Source organism: Streptomyces sp. NPDC101165 (assembly GCF_044768135.1).
Classification (GTDB): domain Bacteria; phylum Actinomycetota; class Actinomycetes; order Streptomycetales; family Streptomycetaceae; genus Streptomyces.
The window spans coordinates 28784-46720 of the sequence record NZ_JBIWPG010000004.1 but is presented as its reverse complement, the minus strand read 5'-3'; the positions used below and the strand labels follow the sequence as shown (position 1 = coordinate 46720).

At 72.9% G+C, this 17937-nt stretch carries 14 protein-coding genes; 5 read left to right on the top strand and 9 right to left on the bottom strand.

Translation table 11 applies throughout. From position 1 onward, the window contains the following. Window position 1: 1 nt before the first annotated feature. A complete protein-coding gene (locus ACIRVH_RS09355) occupies window positions 2-1564 on the bottom strand; it encodes an AMP-binding protein (RefSeq protein WP_403950070.1) in 1563 nt (520 codons plus the stop codon). Next, window positions 1564-3402 (bottom strand): asparagine synthase (glutamine-hydrolyzing), encoded by a 1839-nt coding sequence (asnB, locus tag ACIRVH_RS09350; protein WP_403950067.1) that lies wholly within the window; start codon window positions 3400-3402, stop codon window positions 1564-1566. The genes ACIRVH_RS09355 and asnB overlap by 1 nt, the downstream gene beginning before the upstream one ends. Window positions 3403-3619: 217 nt before the next feature. On the opposite strand from asnB, the gene hisC reads away from it, so the two are divergent. Further along, a complete protein-coding gene (gene hisC, locus ACIRVH_RS09345) occupies window positions 3620-4726 on the top strand; it encodes a histidinol-phosphate transaminase (RefSeq protein WP_403950064.1) in 1107 nt (368 codons plus the stop codon). 65 nt (window positions 4727-4791) lie between these two features. Here the strand turns inward: hisC and ACIRVH_RS09340 are convergent, their stop codons facing one another. The 7 genes from ACIRVH_RS09340 to aroF form a co-directional block, all read right to left on the bottom strand. Then, entirely contained in the window at window positions 4792-5982 is a 1191-nt protein-coding gene (locus tag ACIRVH_RS09340; RefSeq protein WP_403950061.1) for an NAD(P)/FAD-dependent oxidoreductase, read from the bottom strand. Beyond that, entirely contained in the window at window positions 5979-7193 is a 1215-nt protein-coding gene (larC, locus tag ACIRVH_RS09335) for a nickel pincer cofactor biosynthesis protein LarC (protein ID WP_403950059.1), read from the bottom strand. Before larC ends, ACIRVH_RS09340 begins: the two co-directional genes overlap by 4 nt. Continuing rightward, a complete protein-coding gene (gene larB, locus ACIRVH_RS09330; RefSeq protein ID WP_403950056.1) occupies window positions 7190-8002 on the bottom strand; it encodes a nickel pincer cofactor biosynthesis protein LarB in 813 nt (270 codons plus the stop codon). The genes larC and larB overlap by 4 nt, the downstream gene beginning before the upstream one ends. Beyond that, window positions 7992-8894: an ATP-dependent sacrificial sulfur transferase LarE gene (gene larE, locus ACIRVH_RS09325; RefSeq protein ID WP_403950053.1), complete on the bottom strand. Its 903-nt coding sequence runs from the start codon at window positions 8892-8894 to the stop codon at window positions 7992-7994. Before larE ends, larB begins: the two co-directional genes overlap by 11 nt. Beyond that, on the bottom strand, window positions 8891-10366 hold the full coding sequence (locus ACIRVH_RS09320) for an isochorismate synthase MenF (protein ID WP_403950051.1): 1476 nt from the start codon (window positions 10364-10366) through the stop codon (window positions 8891-8893). Before ACIRVH_RS09320 ends, larE begins: the two co-directional genes overlap by 4 nt. A gap of 2 nt (window positions 10367-10368) precedes the next feature. Further along, entirely contained in the window at window positions 10369-11481 is a 1113-nt protein-coding gene (locus ACIRVH_RS09315) for a phenazine biosynthesis protein (protein WP_403950048.1), read from the bottom strand. A 473-nt stretch (window positions 11482-11954) separates the two neighbouring features. After that, window positions 11955-13001 (bottom strand): 3-deoxy-7-phosphoheptulonate synthase, encoded by a 1047-nt coding sequence (gene aroF / locus ACIRVH_RS09310; RefSeq protein ID WP_403950958.1) that lies wholly within the window; start codon window positions 12999-13001, stop codon window positions 11955-11957. 459 nt (window positions 13002-13460) lie between these two features. Between aroF and ACIRVH_RS09305 the strand changes: the two genes are divergently transcribed. From ACIRVH_RS09305 to ACIRVH_RS09290, 4 genes are all read left to right on the top strand, one after another. Next, a complete protein-coding gene (locus tag ACIRVH_RS09305; protein WP_403950046.1) occupies window positions 13461-14132 on the top strand; it encodes a cyclase family protein in 672 nt (223 codons plus the stop codon). 66 nt (window positions 14133-14198) lie between these two features. Continuing rightward, window positions 14199-15416 carry a DUF362 domain-containing protein gene (locus tag ACIRVH_RS09300; RefSeq protein WP_403950044.1) on the top strand — a complete coding sequence of 406 codons (1218 nt, stop codon included), beginning with the start codon at window positions 14199-14201 and terminating at the stop codon, window positions 15414-15416. 1 nt (window position 15417) lies between these two features. Further along, the gene (locus ACIRVH_RS09295) at window positions 15418-16761 is read left to right on the top strand and encodes an aldehyde dehydrogenase family protein (RefSeq protein ID WP_403950042.1); all 1344 of its coding nucleotides are present in this window, start codon (window positions 15418-15420) and stop codon (window positions 16759-16761) included. A 59-nt stretch (window positions 16762-16820) separates the two neighbouring features. Further along, on the top strand, window positions 16821-17918 hold the full coding sequence (locus ACIRVH_RS09290; RefSeq protein WP_403950039.1) for a hypothetical protein: 1098 nt from the start codon (window positions 16821-16823) through the stop codon (window positions 17916-17918). Window positions 17919-17937 lie beyond the last annotated feature (19 nt).

Here is a 17937-nt window from a genome sequence, read left to right as displayed (position 1 = left end):
CTCAGCCACGGTCCGCCCCCGCCGTCCCCGCCCTCGCCGTCCCCGTCCTCGCCGTGCCCGGCAGTTCCCGCCGGGCGATCTTCCCGTTGGCCGTCAACGGCAGCTCCGGCACGACGACGAAGCGGGCCGGGACCATGTAGTCGGGCAGGGCGGCGGCGCAGGCGGCCCGCAGTGTCGCGGTGTCCAACCGGTGGGCGCCGTCCTCGTGGGCGCCGTCCTCGGCGGCCGGTACGACGTAGGCGTGCAGCGCCGTCGTCCGGCCCACTCCGTGTCCGACCACGGCGGCCCTGCGCACGCCGGGGACCGCACTCAGGACGGCCTCGATCTCACCCGGCTCCACGCGGTATCCGCGCACCTTGAGCTGGTCGTCGATCCGGCCCACGAAGTGCAGCAGACCGTTCTCCAGGCGCACCAGGTCGCCGGTGAGATAGCCGCGCCGGGTGCCGCCGGTGACGTACGGCAGTTCGCGGAACCGCTCCTCGGTCAGCCGCTCGTCGCCGAGGTAACCCGCCGCCAGGCAGCGGCCGGTGACGACGAGTTCGGCCTCCTCGCCCTCCTCGAAGGGCCCGAGGATCCCCTCCCGCAGCCGCGTCGGGCCGGCCCCGGCCACGGGGCCGCCCAGCGCCGGGTGCGCGGGCCAGACCGCCGGATCCGCCGGCAGGCGGTACTCGGTCACCACATGGGTCTCACTGGGGCCGTACTGGTTGACCAGGGTCGCGTCGAGGCCCGCGAACAGCGCGCGTACCTCCTCGTTGACCACCAGCCGCTCTCCCGCGACGACGACCTCCCGCAGCGCGGGCAGGCGGTGGCCGGTCACCGGCACCGCGACGGCCAGGGCGTGCAGGGAGGCAACCGGGAGGAAGGCGCGGGCGATGTCGTACCGCTCCAGCAGGGCCGCGAGCAGGAACGGGTCCCGGCGTGTCACGTCGTCGGCCACGACCAGCGTCGCGCCCGCGGCCCAGGTCGCCACCAGCTCCTGGAAACCGACGTCGAAACCGACCGACGCGGCGTGCACGGTGCGCGGCGGCTCGGGCCGGTCCCAGGCGTCCAGGTGCCAGGCCGCCAGATCCTCCAGCACCACGGGCGGGACCGCCACGCATTTCGGCGTACCCGTGGAGCCGGATGTGGCGACGACGTAGGCGACCGGACCGGTCACGTCGGGCGCCGGGTCCGGGCCGGTGGCCACGGCGAGTTCCCCGGCCGCCAGCACGGTCACCTCCGGGCCGAGGCCGACGGCGGGCGACCCGCCGTCGGTCAGCGCCAGCCGGACGCCGGCGGCCCCGGTGATCCGGGCCAGCCGCTGTGCCGGCAGGCCCGGGTCCAGGGCGACGACCGCGGCGCCGGCGCGCCAGACGCCCAGCACGGCGGCGCACCGCCACCAGCCGCGCGCCGCCAGCACCCCGACCGCCTGGCCGGGAACCACGCCCCGCTCGGCCAGCCCGGCCGCGATCCGGGCGGAGGCGCTGTCCAGCTGCGCGTAGGTGTACTCGGTGTCCGCGTGCACCACCGCGATCCGGCTCGCGTACTTCTCGCCGGCGGTGACGAGCAGGTCGATGAGCGGCATCAGAGCTCGACCCGCACACCGGACTCGAACCAGTGGTGCAGCTGCACCGCCGCCTCGATACTCATCCGGGTCACGCCGGCCCGCAGGCCGAAGGTCGGGTCGCCGAGGACGGACTCGGCCCGCGCCGGGTCCAGCAGGTCGTTCACCCGGGCCCCGGACTGCGTGGTGATGTCCTTCAGCTGGGCGCGCAGCGCCGTGCGGTAGGCGGGGTCCTGGACGGTCGGGTACGGGGACTTCTTGCGTTCCAGCACCGACTGCGGCAGCAGATCGCGGACCGCGGCGCGCAGCAGGCTCTTCTCCCGCCCGTCGGCGACCTTCATCTCCCACGGCACGCTGTAGACGTACTCGGCGAGTTCGTGGTCGCAGAACGGCACCCGGCCCTCGATCGAGGCGGCCATCCCGAGGCGGTCCTTGCGGTCCAGGATGACCCGCAGGTAGCGGGTCATGTTGAGGTACGTGATCTCCCGCATCCGGCGCTCGTGTGCGGACTCCTCACCGGTCAGCGGGACCTCGGCGAGCGCCTCCTCGTAGCGAGACTGCGTGTACCCGGCGAAGTCGAGCTCGTGGTACAGCTCGCGGTCCAGCAGTCCGGACAGGAACTCCATCCGGTGGGAGGCGCCGAGCCAGGGGAAGGTCCGGGACTTCACGTAGAACGGGTCGTGGAACCACATGTAACCGCCGAACAGCTCGTCCGAGCCGTCGCCGGTGAGGGTGACGGTGCAGAAGCGGCGGACCTCCTGGGAGAGCCGGTACAGCGACACGTACATGTCGAGTCCGGCGACGGGCCGGTCGTGGGCCCGCACCACGGCCGCCTGGGCCTCGGGGTCGGCGAGGTGGTCCCTGTCGATCAGCAGCTCTCGGTGCTCGCTGCCCAGGTGCGCGGCCATCTTGGCGACGTACGGGGCATCCGGGGAGTCGTGCACCTCGTCGGGGCGGAAGTTCTCCAGGTGGTAGGCGAACTCCATCGAGAAGGTGCGCAGTTGCTCGTTGCCGCCCAGGGAGCGGTTGACCAGGGCGCAGACCGCGCTGGAGTCCAGGCCGCCGGAGAGCATGGAGGAGATCGGCACGTCCGCCGTCACCTGTCGCCGGATGATGTCCTCCAGCATCTCGCGCACGGTCCGCTCCGTGGTGGCGAGGTCGTCCGTGTGCTCGCGGGGGGTGAAGTTCCAGTACCGGGCGCGGCTGACGCCCGCGCGCGAGTAACGGACCACCTCGCCCGGGATCACCTCACGGGTGTGCCGGAACACCGACAGGCCCGGCGTGGGGGTGAAGGACAGCGCCTCCAGCAGGCCGGCCCGGTCCACGACCGGGTCGACCAGTCCTGTGGTGAACAGCGCCTTGGGCTCGGAACCGAAGGCGAAGCCGTCCGGTGTCTCGGCGTAGAACAGCGGATAGATGCCGAAGCGGTCGCGGATCAGGACGAGTTCCTCGCGCCGCACGTCCCACACGGCGAAGGCGAACATGCCGCGCAGCCGTTCGGCGCAGGCCGGGCCCCACTCCTGGTAGGCGCGCAGCACCACCTCGGTGTCGCTGCGGTCGCGGAACTGATGGCCGCGGCGGCGCAGTTCGTCGCGGAGCTCGGTGAAGTTGAAGACCTCGCCGGTGTAGCTCAGGACGACGGTCTCGCGGCCGGCCTCGTCCGTCGCGACGGCGGGCTGGTGGCCGCCCTCCAGGTCGACCACGGCCAGCCGGCGGGGCACGAACAGCGCTCTCGGGGAGGACCAGTCGCTCACTTCGTCCGGACCGCGCAGAGCGAGCGCGCCACGCATCGACTCGGCCAGGTCGGGCCGGTGCGAGAGGTCTTGGGTGAAGGAGACAAGGCCGACTATGCCGCACATGGAAAAGCGCTCCCAGCTCGCAGTGCCCCGCACGGGCCTCGGATCAAGGCGGGTGCGAGGACCCGGGGGTGAAAGACGGTGTTGGAGGACGAGGATCACGCGTGGCGCCCCGCGCGTCACCCCGGATGGCAGCTAGTTGCCAGGTCTCGTGTTCCGGCTTCCGGATGCGCTTGTCGCGCGCGGAAGGTCTTCGGGAGAACCCGAAGTTGGAGAGTGCATGTCCGAACCCACCCACGAAACCCCTCGCACCGAGCCTGCGGCGCGTCTGCGTCCGGTGCTCGACAGGATCGTGAGCTACAAGCCGGGCGGGGCGGTGCGCTCCCCCGACGGGCGGTCGTATCCGCTGGCGTCGAACGAATCCCCCTACGAGCCGCCGCCCGCGGTGGTGAAGGCGATCGGCGAGGCCGCGCTGGGCGTCCACCGCTATCCGGACGACGCCGCCACCGAGCTGATCGCCGAGATCTCCCGGCATCTCGGTGTCGCCGAGGACGCCGTCGCGGTGGGGTGCGGTTCGGTCGGGATCTGCCAGATGCTGCTGGAGGCCGTCGCGGAGCCGGGGGCCGAAGTGATGTACGCGTGGCGGTCGTTCGAGGCGTATCCGCTCCTCACCGCGCTGTCGGGCGCCACGTCCGTCCAGATTCCGCTGCGGGACGGGGTGCACGACCTCGCCGCGATGGCGGACGCCCTCACCGAGCGGACGCGTCTGGTCTTCGTCTGCAACCCGAACAACCCGACCGGTACGGCGGTGCACCGGGCCGAGCTGGCGGCCTTCCTCGACCGGGTGCCGGCCGACTGCCTGGTGGTCCTCGACGAGGCCTATCGCGAGTACGTCCGTGACGAGCGCGTGCCCGACGGGCTCACCCTGCTGGCGGGCCGGCCCAACGTGCTGGTGCTGCGCACCTTCTCCAAGGCGTACGGCCTGGCCGGGCTGCGCGTCGGCTACGCGGTGGGCGACCCGGCGCTGATCGCGGGCGTCCGCAAAGCCCATCTCCCCTTCAGCGTCAACGGCGTCGCCCTGGCCGCCGCGCTCGCCGCGCTCGGGTCGGAGGCGGAGCTGATGGCACGGGTGGAGACCACGGTCCAGGAACGCGGACGCGTCCGCACGGCACTGATCGAGCAGGGCTACACGGTACCCGCCGGCGAGGCCAACTTCCTCTGGCTGGAGCTGGGCGACCGGTCCGCCGCCTTCGCCGCCGCCTGCGCGGCCGCGGGCGTCGCCGTGCGGGCCTTCGCCGACGACGGGGTCCGTGTGTCGATCGGCTCCCCCACGGAGAACGACGCGTTCCTCACGGCAGCGGCCGCCTTCACCGTCCGGCACGGCTGATCCCACGCCGGCCGGCGGGCCCCGTGCGACACCGCCGCGCCACGGGCCCCGCCGGCACGGCCTCCTCAGGCGTGTACCGCCTTGCGCAGGGGCACTGTGGGGTCGGCGGCGAGGTCCGGGTCCAGCGCGGTTCCGGCCTCGATCAGCCGGCGGCCCTGGACCATGTCGCGCGGGCGGTCGACGGTCAGCAGGGCCGTCGGCCGGTCGCCGGTGAACCAGAGCACGGCCCAGTCGGGGTCGTCGGGAGAGCCGCGCAGCACCATCCGTTCGGTGGCCTGGTGATGACCGGCGTACTGCACCATCCGGCCGAACTGCTCCGACCAGAAGTACGGTGCCGGGTCGTACGCGGCGTCCTGGCCCAGCAGCGCGGCGGCGGCGACGGCGGGAGCGTTCAGGGCCGTGTCCCAGTGCTCGACCAGGAGCCGTCGCCTGTAGCGCGCCGACCACCAGGCGGCGCAGTCCCCCACCGCCACCACCTCGGGCCGGGACGTGCGCAGCGAGCCGTCGACGACGATCCCGCGGTCGAGGTCCAGCCCCGAACCCTCCAGCCAGGCGACCTCCGGGCGGGCGCCGATGCCGGCCACCACCGCGTCGGCCGGCAGGAACTCCCCGTCGGCCGTGGTCAGTCCGCCGTGGTCGACCGAGACGACCTTGACCCCGCACCGCAGTTCGACGCCCGCCTCGGCGTACCAGCCGGCGGTCAGCGCGCCGGCCGGGCTGCCGAGCACCCCGGCCAGCGGGGCGTCACCCGCCTCCAGCACGGTCACCCGGCAGCCCCGCCGGGCCGCCAGTGTGGCCACTTCGGCCCCGATCCAGCCCGCGCCGACCATCACCACCCGCGCGCCTTCGTGCAAGGCGGCCCGCAGTGCCCGCGCGTCGTCCACCGTCCGCAGGACGTGCTGGGGTCCGGTGCCGGGCAGCCTCATCGGCGCGGCACCGGTGGCGATCACCAGCCCGTCGAAGTCCAGCGATCCGGCGGACGTCCGCAGCACCCCGCCGGGCCGGTCCGGGTGCGGGCGCAGTTCCTCGGCGCGGTGCCCGAGCCGCAGCGCACAGCCCAGCCGTCCCCAGTCGACGGGGAACGTCGTGTCCCCGCTCTCCCCGGACAGCACGGCCTTCGACAGCGGCGGCCGGTCGTAGGGTTCGTGGATCTCCGCCCCCACGAGGGTCAGTTCCCCCTCGAAGCCCCGCTCGCGCAGTGCCTCGACCGCGCGCAGCCCGGCGAGACCGCCACCGACGACGATCACCTTCTTCATCGGTCCAGCTCCCGTTCCTGCTTGTCGATGGTGTCCTCGGCCGCGGCCACCGCCTTCGCCAGCGCCCGCTTGACCGGTATGCCCAGTTGCCGCGCCGCCTCGGCCACGTCCTCGTACTCCGGCTGGGCGTTGACGACGCGCCCCCGGTAGGAGCCGACCTTGACCCGGACGGCGGCACCGGCCACGTCGACGGTGACGAACGCCCGCTCCAGTTCGCGCTTGGCCACCGGGTACTCGCGCAGCCCGAGGGTGGGGGTCTCGGTCAGCACGGTCTCCCGGACGGCCGGCAGCAGCGCGGGCGGGCAGAGTACCGACAGCGTGTGCGCGGGCCGTCCCTTCTTCATCAGGACGGGGGTGAGCCAGGCGTCGAAGGCGCCGTCGTCCATCAGCCGGGCCAGGACCCGCGGCCAGATCCGCGGGTCGAGGTCGTCGACGTTGGCCTCGACGACCATCGCCTCCCGGGCCGCCGGTGTCGACTGCCGCTCCTCGCCGAGGACCACCCGTACGACGTTGGGGACGCCCGGCAGGTCCCGGGTGCCGGCGCCCGTGCCGGTGCCGAGCACCCGCAGCGGGGGCAGACCGCCCCACCCCGAGCAGAACTCCAGCACGAGTGCGGCGCCGGTCGGGGTGCACATCTCGAAGGGCAGGTCACCGGAGTGCGCCGGTGCCCCGTGATCGGCGAGCAGCCGCAGCACCGCCGGCACGGGCACCGGGATCTCCCCGTGGGCACTGCGGGTACGGCCGCCGCCCAGGGTCAGGGGGGTCGCTGTCGCCGTGCCGATGCCCAGCTCATGGAAGGCCGCGCAGGCGCCGACCACGTCCCCGATCGCGTCGAGCGCGCCGACCTCGTGGAAGTGGACGTCGTCGACGGCGATGCCGTGCACGGCCGCCTCGGCGTGCGCCAGCCGGGAGAAGACGGACAGCGCCGACTCCCGCACGGGCTCGGGCAGTTGTGCCTCCGCCAGCTGTGTCCGGATGGATCGCCAGGTGCGGTGCGGGGGCTGGACGGCGGTGTCCACGTGCACCTTCGTGGCCGCCAGTCCGCAGCGGGTGACCTGCTCGGTCCGCAGGGTGATCGCACCGGGTGCGACCGCCTCGACGGCCCGCCGGACCGCCGCCGGGGAGGCCCCGGCGTCGATCAGGGCTCCCAGGAGCATGTCCCCGGACGCCCCGGACGAGCAGTCGAACCAGGCGGTGGTCCGCGTGCTCACGCGCTCACCCGCCCCGGCTCGGCCGCCCGGGCCCGCACCATGCGGCGGGTCATCCGGGCCGCCGCGACGGCCGCGCCGAACCCGTTGTCGATGTTGCACACCAGCACACCGGGGCCGCACGAGTTGAGCATGGTGAGCAGCGGCGCGATGCCGCCCAGGGCGCAGCCGTAGCCCACGCTGGTGGGCACCGCCACGACCGGCACGCCGACCAGCCCGGCGACCACACTGGGCAGGGCGCCGTCCATGCCGGCCACCACGATCAGACAGTCCGCGGCGTCCAGTTCGTCCCGTACTGCGAGGACCCGGTGGATGCCGGCCACACCGACGTCGCGCACCTGGCCGGTGGCGCAGCCGAACTCGGCCGCGACGAAGGCGGCCTCACGGGCCACCGGTTCGTCCGAGGTCCCGGCGCTGACCACCAGGACCCTGCCGCCCGAGTCCGCCCGCTCGCCGAGGGCGGCGCAGCGGGCCACCGGATCGATCCGCGCGTCGGGGAACGCCTCGCCGATCGCCCGCAGCGCCTCGTCCGTCAGCCGGGTCGCCAGCGCCGAGCGGTGTCCCGGCTGTTCCCGCAGCGCCCGGAGCAGGGCGACGTTCTGGTCCGCTGTCTTGCCCGCGCCGTAGACGACCTCGGGGTCGCCGGTGCGCAGGGCGCGATGGGTGTCCAGGCGGGCGAAGCCGAGGTCCTCGGCGCCGGTTCCGGCACCGCCGCCCAGCGGTCCGCGCACCAGCGTCGACAGCGCCTCGTCGGTCGTCGCCGTGCCCGCGGACACCCGCTCCAGCAGGGCCCGCACCTCGTCACGATCCATGGTTCGGCCGCTCCTCGTCCGTCCCGGTCCCCGAGGTCTCGTTGAGCGAGCCGGACCGGAATCCACGCGGGTCGACGTCCACGGTGGCGAAGCCCGCGCGCCGTACGGAGTCCAGCGCGTCCGCGCAGGCCTGTACGGCGGGCACCGCGGACCGGTCGACCTGGATCAGGGCCCGCTCGCCGAGGTCACGCACCCGCAGGTTGTAGCTGTCGATGCCCGCGCGCCGCAGGCTGGCCCGCAGCGACCGCTCGGCGTCGTCGATCCGGGCCAGCCGCTCCCGGGTGATACCCAGTCCGTAGGCGACCCGGCTGGACAGACAGGGCGAGGCCGGTTTGTCCCAGGTCGGCAGGGACCAGGCACGGCTCACCGCGCGGACCTGGTCCTTGGTCAGTCCGGCGTCGGCCAGCGGTGTGACCACGCCGTGCCGGGCGGCGGCCCGGATACCGGGGCGGAACCGGTCCACCCGGTCGTCCGCGTTGGTCCCGGTCGCCACGTGCGCGAAGCCCTGCTCGGCGGCGAGCGCGCGCAGCCGTCCGGCCAGTTCGTCCTTGCAGAACCAGCAGCGCGCGGGCGAGTTCTCCCGGTAGCCGTCCGAGTCCAGCTCGTGGGTGGGGACGAAGGTGTGGCGCGCGCCCATTTCCCGGGCGATGTCCTGGACCGCGGCGCGCTCGGTGCGCGACAGGCTGGCCGAGTCGCCGGTGGCGGCGAGCACCCGGTCCGGGCCGAGCGCGCGCAGCGCGGCCGCCAGGAGCAGCGCGGAGTCGGCGCCTCCGGAGAACGCCACGACCACCGAGCCCAGGGCGGTCAGCTCCGCGTGGAGCGCGTCGAGCCGGCCGGCCGGCAGCTCGGGCAGGACATCGGCGCGCTGGGCCGGTTCGCGTGTCGGTGTCACTCGATCTCCAGCGCGGACAGCATCGGGCGCAGCTTCGCGCAGGTCTCCGCGTACTCCACCGCGGGGTCGGAGTCGGCGACGAGACCGCAGCCGGCGTACAGCGACGCGGAGGCCCCGGCCAGCAGGGCGGAGCGGATGGCGACGGCGAACTGCCCCTGTCCGGACGGATCGGCCCAGCCCACCACGCCCGCGTACCAGCCGCGGTCGAAGCCCTCGTTCTCGGTGAGCCAGCTCAGCGCCTCCCGACGCGGCTGGCCGCCGAGCGCGGGCGTCGGATGCAGCCCCTCCACGAAGTCGAGGATGCCCGTGCCGCTGTCCGCGCCCAGTCTCCCGCGGACCTTGGTGGACAGGTGCTGCACATGGGCGAGCTTGACCACGCGGGGCGGTGTCTCGGCGGTGACCTCGACGCACCCGTCGGCGAGCGCGTCGCGCAGCATCTGGACCACGACATCGTGCTCGTGCTGGATCTTGGCGCTGCCGACCAGCTCGCGCTCGCGGGCCGCGTCCTCCTCGGGCGTGCCGCCGCGGGGGGTGGTTCCGGCCAGACCCAGGGCGTGTACGTCACGGCCCTCGACGCGGACCAGGTACTCGGGGGTGGCGCCGAGGAAGGTGTACTCGTCGTGGCCGACCGCGAAGACGGTGGTGCCGGGGTTGGCGGCCAGCAGCCGGTCCGCCGCGGCCGGTATGTCGAAGGCGGCGGACGCGGTGACCTGCACCTCGCGTGCCAGGACCACCTTCTCGAAGTCCCCGGCGCGGATCCGGCCGGTGGCGCGGCGGACCAGGTCCCGCCAGTCCTCGGCGGCCGGCTTCTCGGTGCTGTGCCAGGTGCGCCGTGCCGTCGGCGTCGACGGCACGCCGGGCTCGTCCTCGGCGGCGAGGTACAGCTCGGCGATCCGGCCGAGTTCCTTGGCCGTCTGCTCCGGGTCGTCGTCCCGGGTCAGGACGGCGTTCAGGCGCAGTTCGGCCGGGCCCGGACGGTCACCGGCGTCGGCCGCCCGGGAGCGGAGCTGGAACGCGGGCACCCAGACCAGGGTGTCGGGCAGCCGCCCTTCCGGTCCGGTGCCGTCGGGGCTGAACGCGAACCCGCCGATCGCCAGCGGGCCGTCGCCCGAGGGCTGTGCGGGGTCGGCGGTGCCGCCGTGGACCAGGTCGCGCGAGAGCCGTGCCCAGGCGAACCGGACGGACTGGACGCGAGCGGCGCCCCGGCCCGGCAGCTCGTGTGCCGTGTCGAGGGCGACGACACAGCCCTGGTCCCACGCCGACCGCCACAGCAGAGAGCGCCGGGTCAGCGGGCGGGCACGGCGCCATACCGCCATCGGGTCGACGGCCGGCAATGGTTTCGCCCAGCTGACGAGCACCGGGCGGCCGTCCCGTCCGGCCCGCGCGTGGCCCTCGCGGCAGGTGTCGAGCAGACTCGCGCGGTCGGTGTCGTCGAAGTCGCCGACCGGCGCTGTCTCGGTGGGGGCCGCCATGTCTAGTACACCCCTTCGACGACGCTGGAGCCGCCGTCCACGGTGAGGGGCTGGACGTCCGCCAGCCCGTCCTGCGGATAGCGCGAGGTCGGTTCGACGCGGATGACGGAGTCGCGTTCCAGGGTCCAGGGCAGCAGCAGGTCCCGGGTGACCAGGGAGATCCTGGCCTGGCCGCGCTCGCCGTAGCCGACCGGTACGACGGGGTTGTCGGGGTCGACGACCGTCACACGGCTGAAGGGGTGGAAGGGCACGAAGACACAGCCCTCGCCGCCCGCGCCGGTGTCCAGTCCCTCCGGGCCGCCCGGGCGCTGCGGGGCGATGCCCATCATGGTGTTGCCGTACAGGCCCACGACCGGCGTGTTCGGGAAGATCTCCTCCTCGAAGGCGCGCAACGTCTCGGGGCTGACGCTGGTGCCGGCCCAGATGATGCCGCGCACCTTGCGCTGGACGAGGTCCAGCAGCTTCTCGTCGGCGGCCAGCGCCTCCAGCACCGGGGGTGTGGCGAAGAGCACGGAGACGGGCTGGGTGGAGAGCACGTCCTGGGCCTGCGCCAGGATGTGGCGCACATAGCGGCCGGCCTCGTCACGCAGGCCTTCCTTGACCGCCTTCTTCACCCAGCGCGGGTCGAAGTCGATGTAGTGGCAGAACGTGCGGCGCAGCTGGGCCAGGAGTCCGACGGAACGGCCGACGATGTGCGGACCCGTGGGGCCGATGTGCAGCCAGTGGCCCTCGTCCTCGCCGGGGATGCCGTGTTCGGCGAGCACCTCGCTCACCCACAGCACGCCGTTGCGCCGGGACCTCGACTCCACGATGCGCTTGGGCCGGCCGGTCGTGCCGCCGCTGTCGAACACCTGGAAGTCCCAGCCCCCGCGGTCGATTCCGACCGGCACCAGTTCGTCGACGGGGACGTCCCGCCACTCCTCGCTGACGTCCGGGAACCGGTCCAGATCCGCCCAGGTGCGGATGTCGGTCAGCGGATCGAAGTCGAGCCGCGCGGCACGCTTCACCCAGAACGGCGAGCCGGTCGCCGGGGAGAAGTGCCACCGCATCGCGGCCTGGACGAAGTCGTCGGGCGCGAGATCCGCGCCGAAGGGCTCTGCCGTGCTGTCGATCATGTCTGCCTCCAGAGAGGGGTGACCAGGGGAGAGTGCGAAGGGAGGGGTGGAGGGGAGTCGGAGAGGGAGTGGAGAGGCCGCCGAAGGGAACGGCGAGCGAAGCGGCGGGCGCGTCCCCCGAGGCGGACGGCTTCCCGGTGGATGAAGTCGGCCGAGCAGAGGGCCGGTTGGTCCGCGTTCGCGCCGGGGCGGGCCAGGGCCGGGATCGGTGCGGGTCCACGCGGCGAGGCGCCGCGACCGGGCCCGGGCTCCCCACGCCCCGCCCGAGCCGTGCCGATCCGGGCCGATCCGGGCCGATCCGGGCCGTGCGGAGCCGTGTCGATGCGGCATCGAGCCGGCTCACGGCCGGTCGGCGTACGGTCCGCGAGGGCGAGCCGGGCCCGTCCGCCGGTCCCGCTCCGGGCGGACGGGCAGGGATCAGGAGAGGCGCGGCCCGGCCCCGGGTGGGAACGGGGCCGGACGCGGTCCGTCGGTCAGACGGAGGCCAGGGAGGGGGCGGAAGCCGGCGCCAGGGTGCGGCCGACGGCTTCCACCACCGGCCCGAGACGGCTCATCAGCGTGGTGAACTGCTCCCCGCTGAGCGCCTGCGCCCCGTCGCACAGCGCGCTGCGCGCGTCGGTGTGCACGTCGACGATCAGACCGTCCGCACCCGCCGCCGCGGCGGCCAGGGACATCGGCGCGACCAGGTGCGGCCGGCCGGTGCTGTGGCTGGGATCGACGATCACCGGAAGATGAGTGATCCGCTTCGCCTCCGCCACCGCGCTGAGGTCGAGGGTGAACCGGGTGCTGCGGTCGTAGCTGCGAATCCCCCGCTCGCACAGCACGACATCGCCGTTGCCCGCGTGCATGACGTACTCGGCGGCGAGCATCCACTCCTCGATCGTGGCGGCCATCCCGCGCTTGAGCAGCACCGGCTTGCCCGCGGCCCCGGCCTCCCGCAGCAGTTCGAAGTTCTGCATGTTGCGGGTGCCGATCTGCAGCATGTCGCTCTCCTCGGCGACACACTCCACGTCCTTCGGCGTGACCACCTCGGTGACGACCGGCAGCCCCGTGCGCGTGCGCTGCTCCGCGAGGAGGGTCAGCCCGGCCAGGCCCAGGCCCTGGAAGCTGTACGGGGAGGAGCGGGGCTTGAAGGCCCCGCCGCGCAGCATCACCGCGCCGCCGGCCACGACCACGTCCACGGCCGCCGTCATCTGCTCGCGGGTCTCCACCGCGCAGGGCCCGGCGATCACGGCGAACCCGGGGCCGCCGATCACCGTCTCCGCGCGGGCGCCCACGGTCACCTGGGTGCCCTCCTCGCGGAACGCCCTGCTGGTGAGCCGCTGCGCGCCAAGGACGACCGCCACGCGTTCGACGCCCGGCGACTTCTCCAACCGGCTCGCCAGTTCCTGGGTACCGCTGCCTTCCGTAATGACGGTCACGGTATCGCGCACGACTGCGGAGACGGAGGAGAGACCCTCTTCGTGAAGTATCTGGATTACGGCATTTACCTGTTCGCGAGTTGCACTCGGATCGAACATCACAATCACTGGCGGGCACCTTCCATGGGGGCCGTCGTTCATGTTCTGGATTCAGAAGCCGCCGCAAGCTAACGCGAACATTTCTGGCACTGCAACTCGTTTCCAACATGATCAACATAGCCCAGACAATGAGCCACCGGGAGCTTTTCACGTGTTCCTGTCAGGAAGCTGCCACCGAGGCATCCGAGCGGCATCTATTTTCGGCCGGCAACTTCCGGACAGTAGTTCAGGAATCTTCCATTCCGCTTAGTCTCTGCAGGTCAGAGGCGACATGGCAAACAGATTGAGAACAGTGGGCGGCGCAAAGAATGGCACTTGCCATGGCGGAAACCTGTCCGTAAGGTCACCTGGGCGCCCCGCCCGCCGCCGCATCGACAGCGCGCGTTCGAGCCTCTTCACCGGCGCCCAGAACACATCGAACCCATAGCCCCCGCAAAGTCGGAACAAGGGATCCAGATCATGCAGATGATTGACATCAGCCAGGGCTGGTACGAGGGAATGCCGTCCTACGACGCACCCTGGTACCCGGAATTCGGAATCCGCCGGGCCATGACCCCGGAGACCGATCCGGCGCGCGGCGGCCGCACTTTCTCGGACCTCCAGATTTTCCCGCACAACGGCACCCACGTGGAATCGGGCTACCACTTCTTCGAGGACCGCGAGAAGATCGACGAGGTCCCCCTGGAAACCTTCGTCGGCCGCACCTGCGTCGCGGACCTCTCCTACAAGCGCGACCTCGACCCGGTCACCGGTGAGGACCTGGAGAAGGCGCTGCGCGACGTGTGGCAGCCGGGCGACCGCCTGCTGGTCCGCACCGACCACCCCAACCGCTACCTGGGCCGGCCGGACTACTGGGACAACCCCCCGTACCTCACCCTGTCCTCCGCGGACTGGATGGTGGACAACGGCGCCTCCCTCGTCGGCATGGACTGCATCACCGAGCGCCCCACCGACCGCAGCGGCCAGGTGCACCGCCGCCTGCTGTCCGCCGGGATCCCGATCCTGGAGAACATCCAGAACCTGGACAAGATCACCAACCCGGTCGTACAGCTGATGGCCCTGCCGATCAAGATCTCGGACGTGGAGGCGGCCCCGGCCCGCGCCGTCGTCTTCGACGGATGGCAGTTCTGACGCACGGACAGTTCTGACGAAGAGTCGTCACAGGTACGAGGTCACGTACAAGGTCAGGGAGTTGTCATGACGGGGGACCGCACGGCGGTCGCGCTCACCAGAACCGAGTCCGATACGACCGCCTCGGTCGACCGGGCGGTCGAGGAGGCTCTGGACCTGCTCGGCGATCCGCTGCGGGACGTGGGCAAGGGCGACCGGGTCGTCATCAAGCCCAACATGTTCCAGCGCAAACCGGGGTTCAGAACCAGCCCCGAACTCCTGCTCGCCGTGGCGAAGCGGGCGTCGGCGCGCGGCGCCGAGGTCTTCGTGGCGGAGCGCACTCATGTGCTCAAGGAGATCCTCGACGGCAGCCCCCTGCACCGCTACGCGCAGGTGGTGAGCTTCGACGACCGGCCGCTGCGCGTGGTGCAGGTCCCGGGCGCCACCTCGCTGCGGGTGCCGGTGGCGATGCCCGACCTCGTCACCGACTGCGACTTCTTCATCGGCGCCCCCCAACTGCGCACGCACTCCAGCGTCGTCCTCACGAACGCGATGAAGAACCTGGTGGGCCTGTTCCCCGGGTTCACCACCCGGATCGTCCACATGGCCGGCGTCGAGGAGTCGATCGTCGACCTCAATCTGCTCCGCCCGCAGCACCTCGTGGTCTGCGACGCCATCACCGTCATCGAGGGCAACTACCCGATGGCGGGCAGCACCCGCGCGGTGGGCCTGGTCGCCGCCTCGCGCAACGCCGTCGCCCTGGATGTCACCATGGCCGCGGTCGCCGGGGTCGAGACCTGGGAACTCGCCTATCTGCGCGACGCCCACCGCCGCGGCCTGGGACCGGGCGACCTGCGGGACATCGAGGTGCGCGGCGCCTCCGTCGCGGAGGTCGCGTTCAAGCTCGACCGCGCCCCGGTCGACCTCACCCCGCCCCGGGAAGGCATCCACATCCACGCCGACACGGCGTGCGAAGACTGCCGCCGCTGGCTGGCCGCCGCCCTGCACCTGCTCCGCGACGAACTGCTGCGTCACCCGGGAGAGCTGACGATCGTGTCCGGCCCCATGGAACGGCTTCCCGAGCCGCGGGGCGCGATGGTCCTGGTGGGCAACGCCATGTACGAGCACCGCGAGGCCGGCGTCTACCTGGAGGGCTGCCCGCCCCGGGCGATCCAGACGGCCGGACTGCGCCATGCGATGGGCCATTCCGTCACCGACCAGGAACGCACCCAGTTCCGGGTCCCGTCGCACGACGGGCCGGACACCGAGGGCCTGCCCTGGCCGGCACCCGAGGAGTTGATCTGAGATGCTGCCGTCCATACCGGTGCTCCGGAGCGGTCAGGAGCGGACCTCGCGCGACACCCGCGTCCTGCACGACGTGCACGGCGCACCGCTCGCCGAGGTCCACGAGGCTCCCGCCCTGGTGACGAAGCTGACGGTGCGGGCCATGCGGCAGGCCTCGCCGATGGCCCGCGACGAACGGCTGGCGGTGCTCGCCGAAGCCGGCCGGCTGTTCGCCAAGGGCACGCCGGGCGGGCAGACACCCGAGGAGTACTGCCGGATCCAGTCGCTGGCCTCCGGCGTCCCCGTGTCCGTGGCCCGGGCCACGCTCGACCGCATCGGCAACGACTGCGCGCTGCTCGGCGAGGTCGTCGGCCGGCAGGCTCCGGTGGGAGCCGGCCGCACCGCCCGCTGGGTGCGCCGCGGCCGGGTCTTCGGCGTGGTGGCCCCCAGCAACCACCCGGCGACGCACGGCGCCTGGCTGCAGGCCGTGGCGATGGGCTACCAGGTCGCGGTACGGCCGGGCACCCGGGACCCGATCACCCCGCTGCGCCTGATCCGGGCGTTGCTCGAAGCGGGCCTGGACCCGGAGGGCATCGCCCTGCTGCCGGGCAGCCATGCCTCGGCCGACGCGCTCGTGGACGCGGTCGACCTGGCTCTGGTCTACGGCGGCGAGGACACGGTCGCCCGGATGCGGGGCAACGACCGGGTCCTGGTGCGCGGCCCCGGACGCAGCAAGGTCCTCGTCGACGGTCCGCTGGACGACGCCACGCTCGACCACCTCGTCACCGAGATCGCCGCGGACGGCGGCGTGCGCTGCACCAACGCCACAGCCGTGCTCACCAGCGGCGACCCCCGGGAACTGGCCGAGGCCCTCGCGGAGCGGCTCGCCCGGCTGCCGGTGCACCCGGTCACCGACGACCGGGCGGTCCTGCCGGTGCGGCCCCTGCGGGAGGCGGAGGGTCTCAGGGCGGCGCTCGACAGGTCGCTGGACGGTGCGGTCGAGGTGACGGCCCGTCATTACAGCGACGGTCCGCTGGGCACGATCGGCTCGAACGCGGCGGCGCTGCGACCGGCGGTGCTGTGCGTGGACCGCTCCGACCACCCCGGGCTGGGCGTGGAACTGCCGTTCCCCTGCGTGTGGGTGGCGCCCTGGCGCCGTGCGGAGGGGGTGGGCCCGCTGGACGACTCGCTGGCCCTGACCCTGCTCACCGACGACACCGCGCTCGTCCAGGAGGCCCTGGAGTCCCCCGGCGTCCGCACCGTGCTGCACGGCCGGGTTCCCGGCTGGTGGAAGGACCCCTTCCTGCCCCACGACGGATACCTGGGGCAGTTCCTCCAGGAGGCACGCGGCTACGCCGCTTCGTGAGGCCGCCGCCCGTCCGGCGTCCGCACGGCAATTCCGAACATTTCCGAGGTGATTGAGACATGTCTGCTGCCTGCCCCGACTTCCCGGTCGTCGTCCTGCCCGAGAACCAGCTGGTGCGTGCCCGCACCCGTCCCGCCGTCCCGGTCGAGTCCGCCCTGACGGAGACGATCGAGGCCCTGCTGAGCCTGCGCGCCGAGCTGCTGAACCCGGCCGGAGCGGGCGGTTCGGTGAAGGACGCGGCGGATGCGGCGGTGAAGCGGGCCGACCGCCTCGCCGCAGTGGCCCGCCTCACCCCCATGGACACCGCCTCGCTGGTCCCGATCGTCCCCAACCACGAGTACTTCGGGGTGCGGACGGCCCCCGTCGACGACGCCCGCCTCGTCTGCGAGGTGACGACGATCGTCGCGCGTGCGCTCACCGACCTGTGCGAGGCCCGGCTGGACCTCAACGACCAGGCGGCGGAGGTCCTTTCGATGGTCCAGGTCCTCGCGGGCCTGGCTCCGGCCGACGCCCCGCGGGCGGCGGAGGAGGCCGACGGCGGTGCCGAGCCGCCCGCCCCGTACGTCGTGGGCCGCGACGAACTGACCCGGTGGGTCGTCACCCACCACTTCTACTTCGTGCTCAACCTCGCGGCCGCGGACGCCGTCTCCCGTGCGACGGCGGCACTGAAGGAGTCGGACCGGGACACCGCCCGCGCCGCGCTCGACGAGGCCACCGTGTACGTCCGCGGGTTCACGGCGGCCATGATGCACTCCGGTGACATGTCGGCGCCGTGCTACGACGCGATGGTCCGCCCGACCATGCAGCCGCCGGCCGTGCCGGTGGCCCTCACCGGCCGTACGCAGCCGGAGCACAAGGCCTACCGCAAGGCGATGCGCACCCTGGTCAAGGTGTCCGCGGAGCCCTTCGCGGAGCTGGCCGAGACCGACGTGGAGCTGGCGCTGGCCCGCGACGCCCTGCTGGAGGCCGACCTCCAGGACATCGAGCGGCACATCGCCGTCACCGCGGCCCTGGTCGGCGACGACCGCTCCATCGTGCAGGGGGAGGCGTCCGCCGAGAGCGCGATCGCCGTACTGCGCACCATGCGTCACACCCGCGCGGAGACCTACCGGGAGCTGATGCGGTTCGGTGACCCGGTCACGCTGATCGAGGCCTGACCGGCCCGAGCAGCCCCGT

Coding starts and splice junctions, on each gene's coding strand:
- asnB (WP_403950067.1), bottom strand. CDS start 3,402: ATGTGCGGCATAGTCGGCCTTGTCTCCTTCACCCAAGACCTCTCGCAC.
- larB (WP_403950056.1), bottom strand. CDS start 8,002: ATGGATCGTGACGAGGTGCGGGCCCTGCTGGAGCGGGTGTCCGCGGGC.
- hisC (WP_403950064.1), top strand. CDS start 3,620: ATGTCCGAACCCACCCACGAAACCCCTCGCACCGAGCCTGCGGCGCGT.
- ACIRVH_RS09290 (WP_403950039.1), top strand. CDS start 16,821: ATGTCTGCTGCCTGCCCCGACTTCCCGGTCGTCGTCCTGCCCGAGAAC.
- ACIRVH_RS09340 (WP_403950061.1), bottom strand. CDS start 5,982: ATGAAGAAGGTGATCGTCGTCGGTGGCGGTCTCGCCGGGCTGCGCGCG.
- ACIRVH_RS09300 (WP_403950044.1), top strand. CDS start 14,199: ATGACGGGGGACCGCACGGCGGTCGCGCTCACCAGAACCGAGTCCGAT.
- ACIRVH_RS09355 (WP_403950070.1), bottom strand. CDS start 1,564: ATGCCGCTCATCGACCTGCTCGTCACCGCCGGCGAGAAGTACGCGAGC.
- aroF (WP_403950958.1), bottom strand. CDS start 13,001: ATGTTCGATCCGAGTGCAACTCGCGAACAGGTAAATGCCGTAATCCAG.
- ACIRVH_RS09305 (WP_403950046.1), top strand. CDS start 13,461: ATGCAGATGATTGACATCAGCCAGGGCTGGTACGAGGGAATGCCGTCC.
- ACIRVH_RS09295 (WP_403950042.1), top strand. CDS start 15,418: ATGCTGCCGTCCATACCGGTGCTCCGGAGCGGTCAGGAGCGGACCTCG.
- ACIRVH_RS09315 (WP_403950048.1), bottom strand. CDS start 11,481: ATGATCGACAGCACGGCAGAGCCCTTCGGCGCGGATCTCGCGCCCGAC.
- ACIRVH_RS09320 (WP_403950051.1), bottom strand. CDS start 10,366: ATGGCGGCCCCCACCGAGACAGCGCCGGTCGGCGACTTCGACGACACC.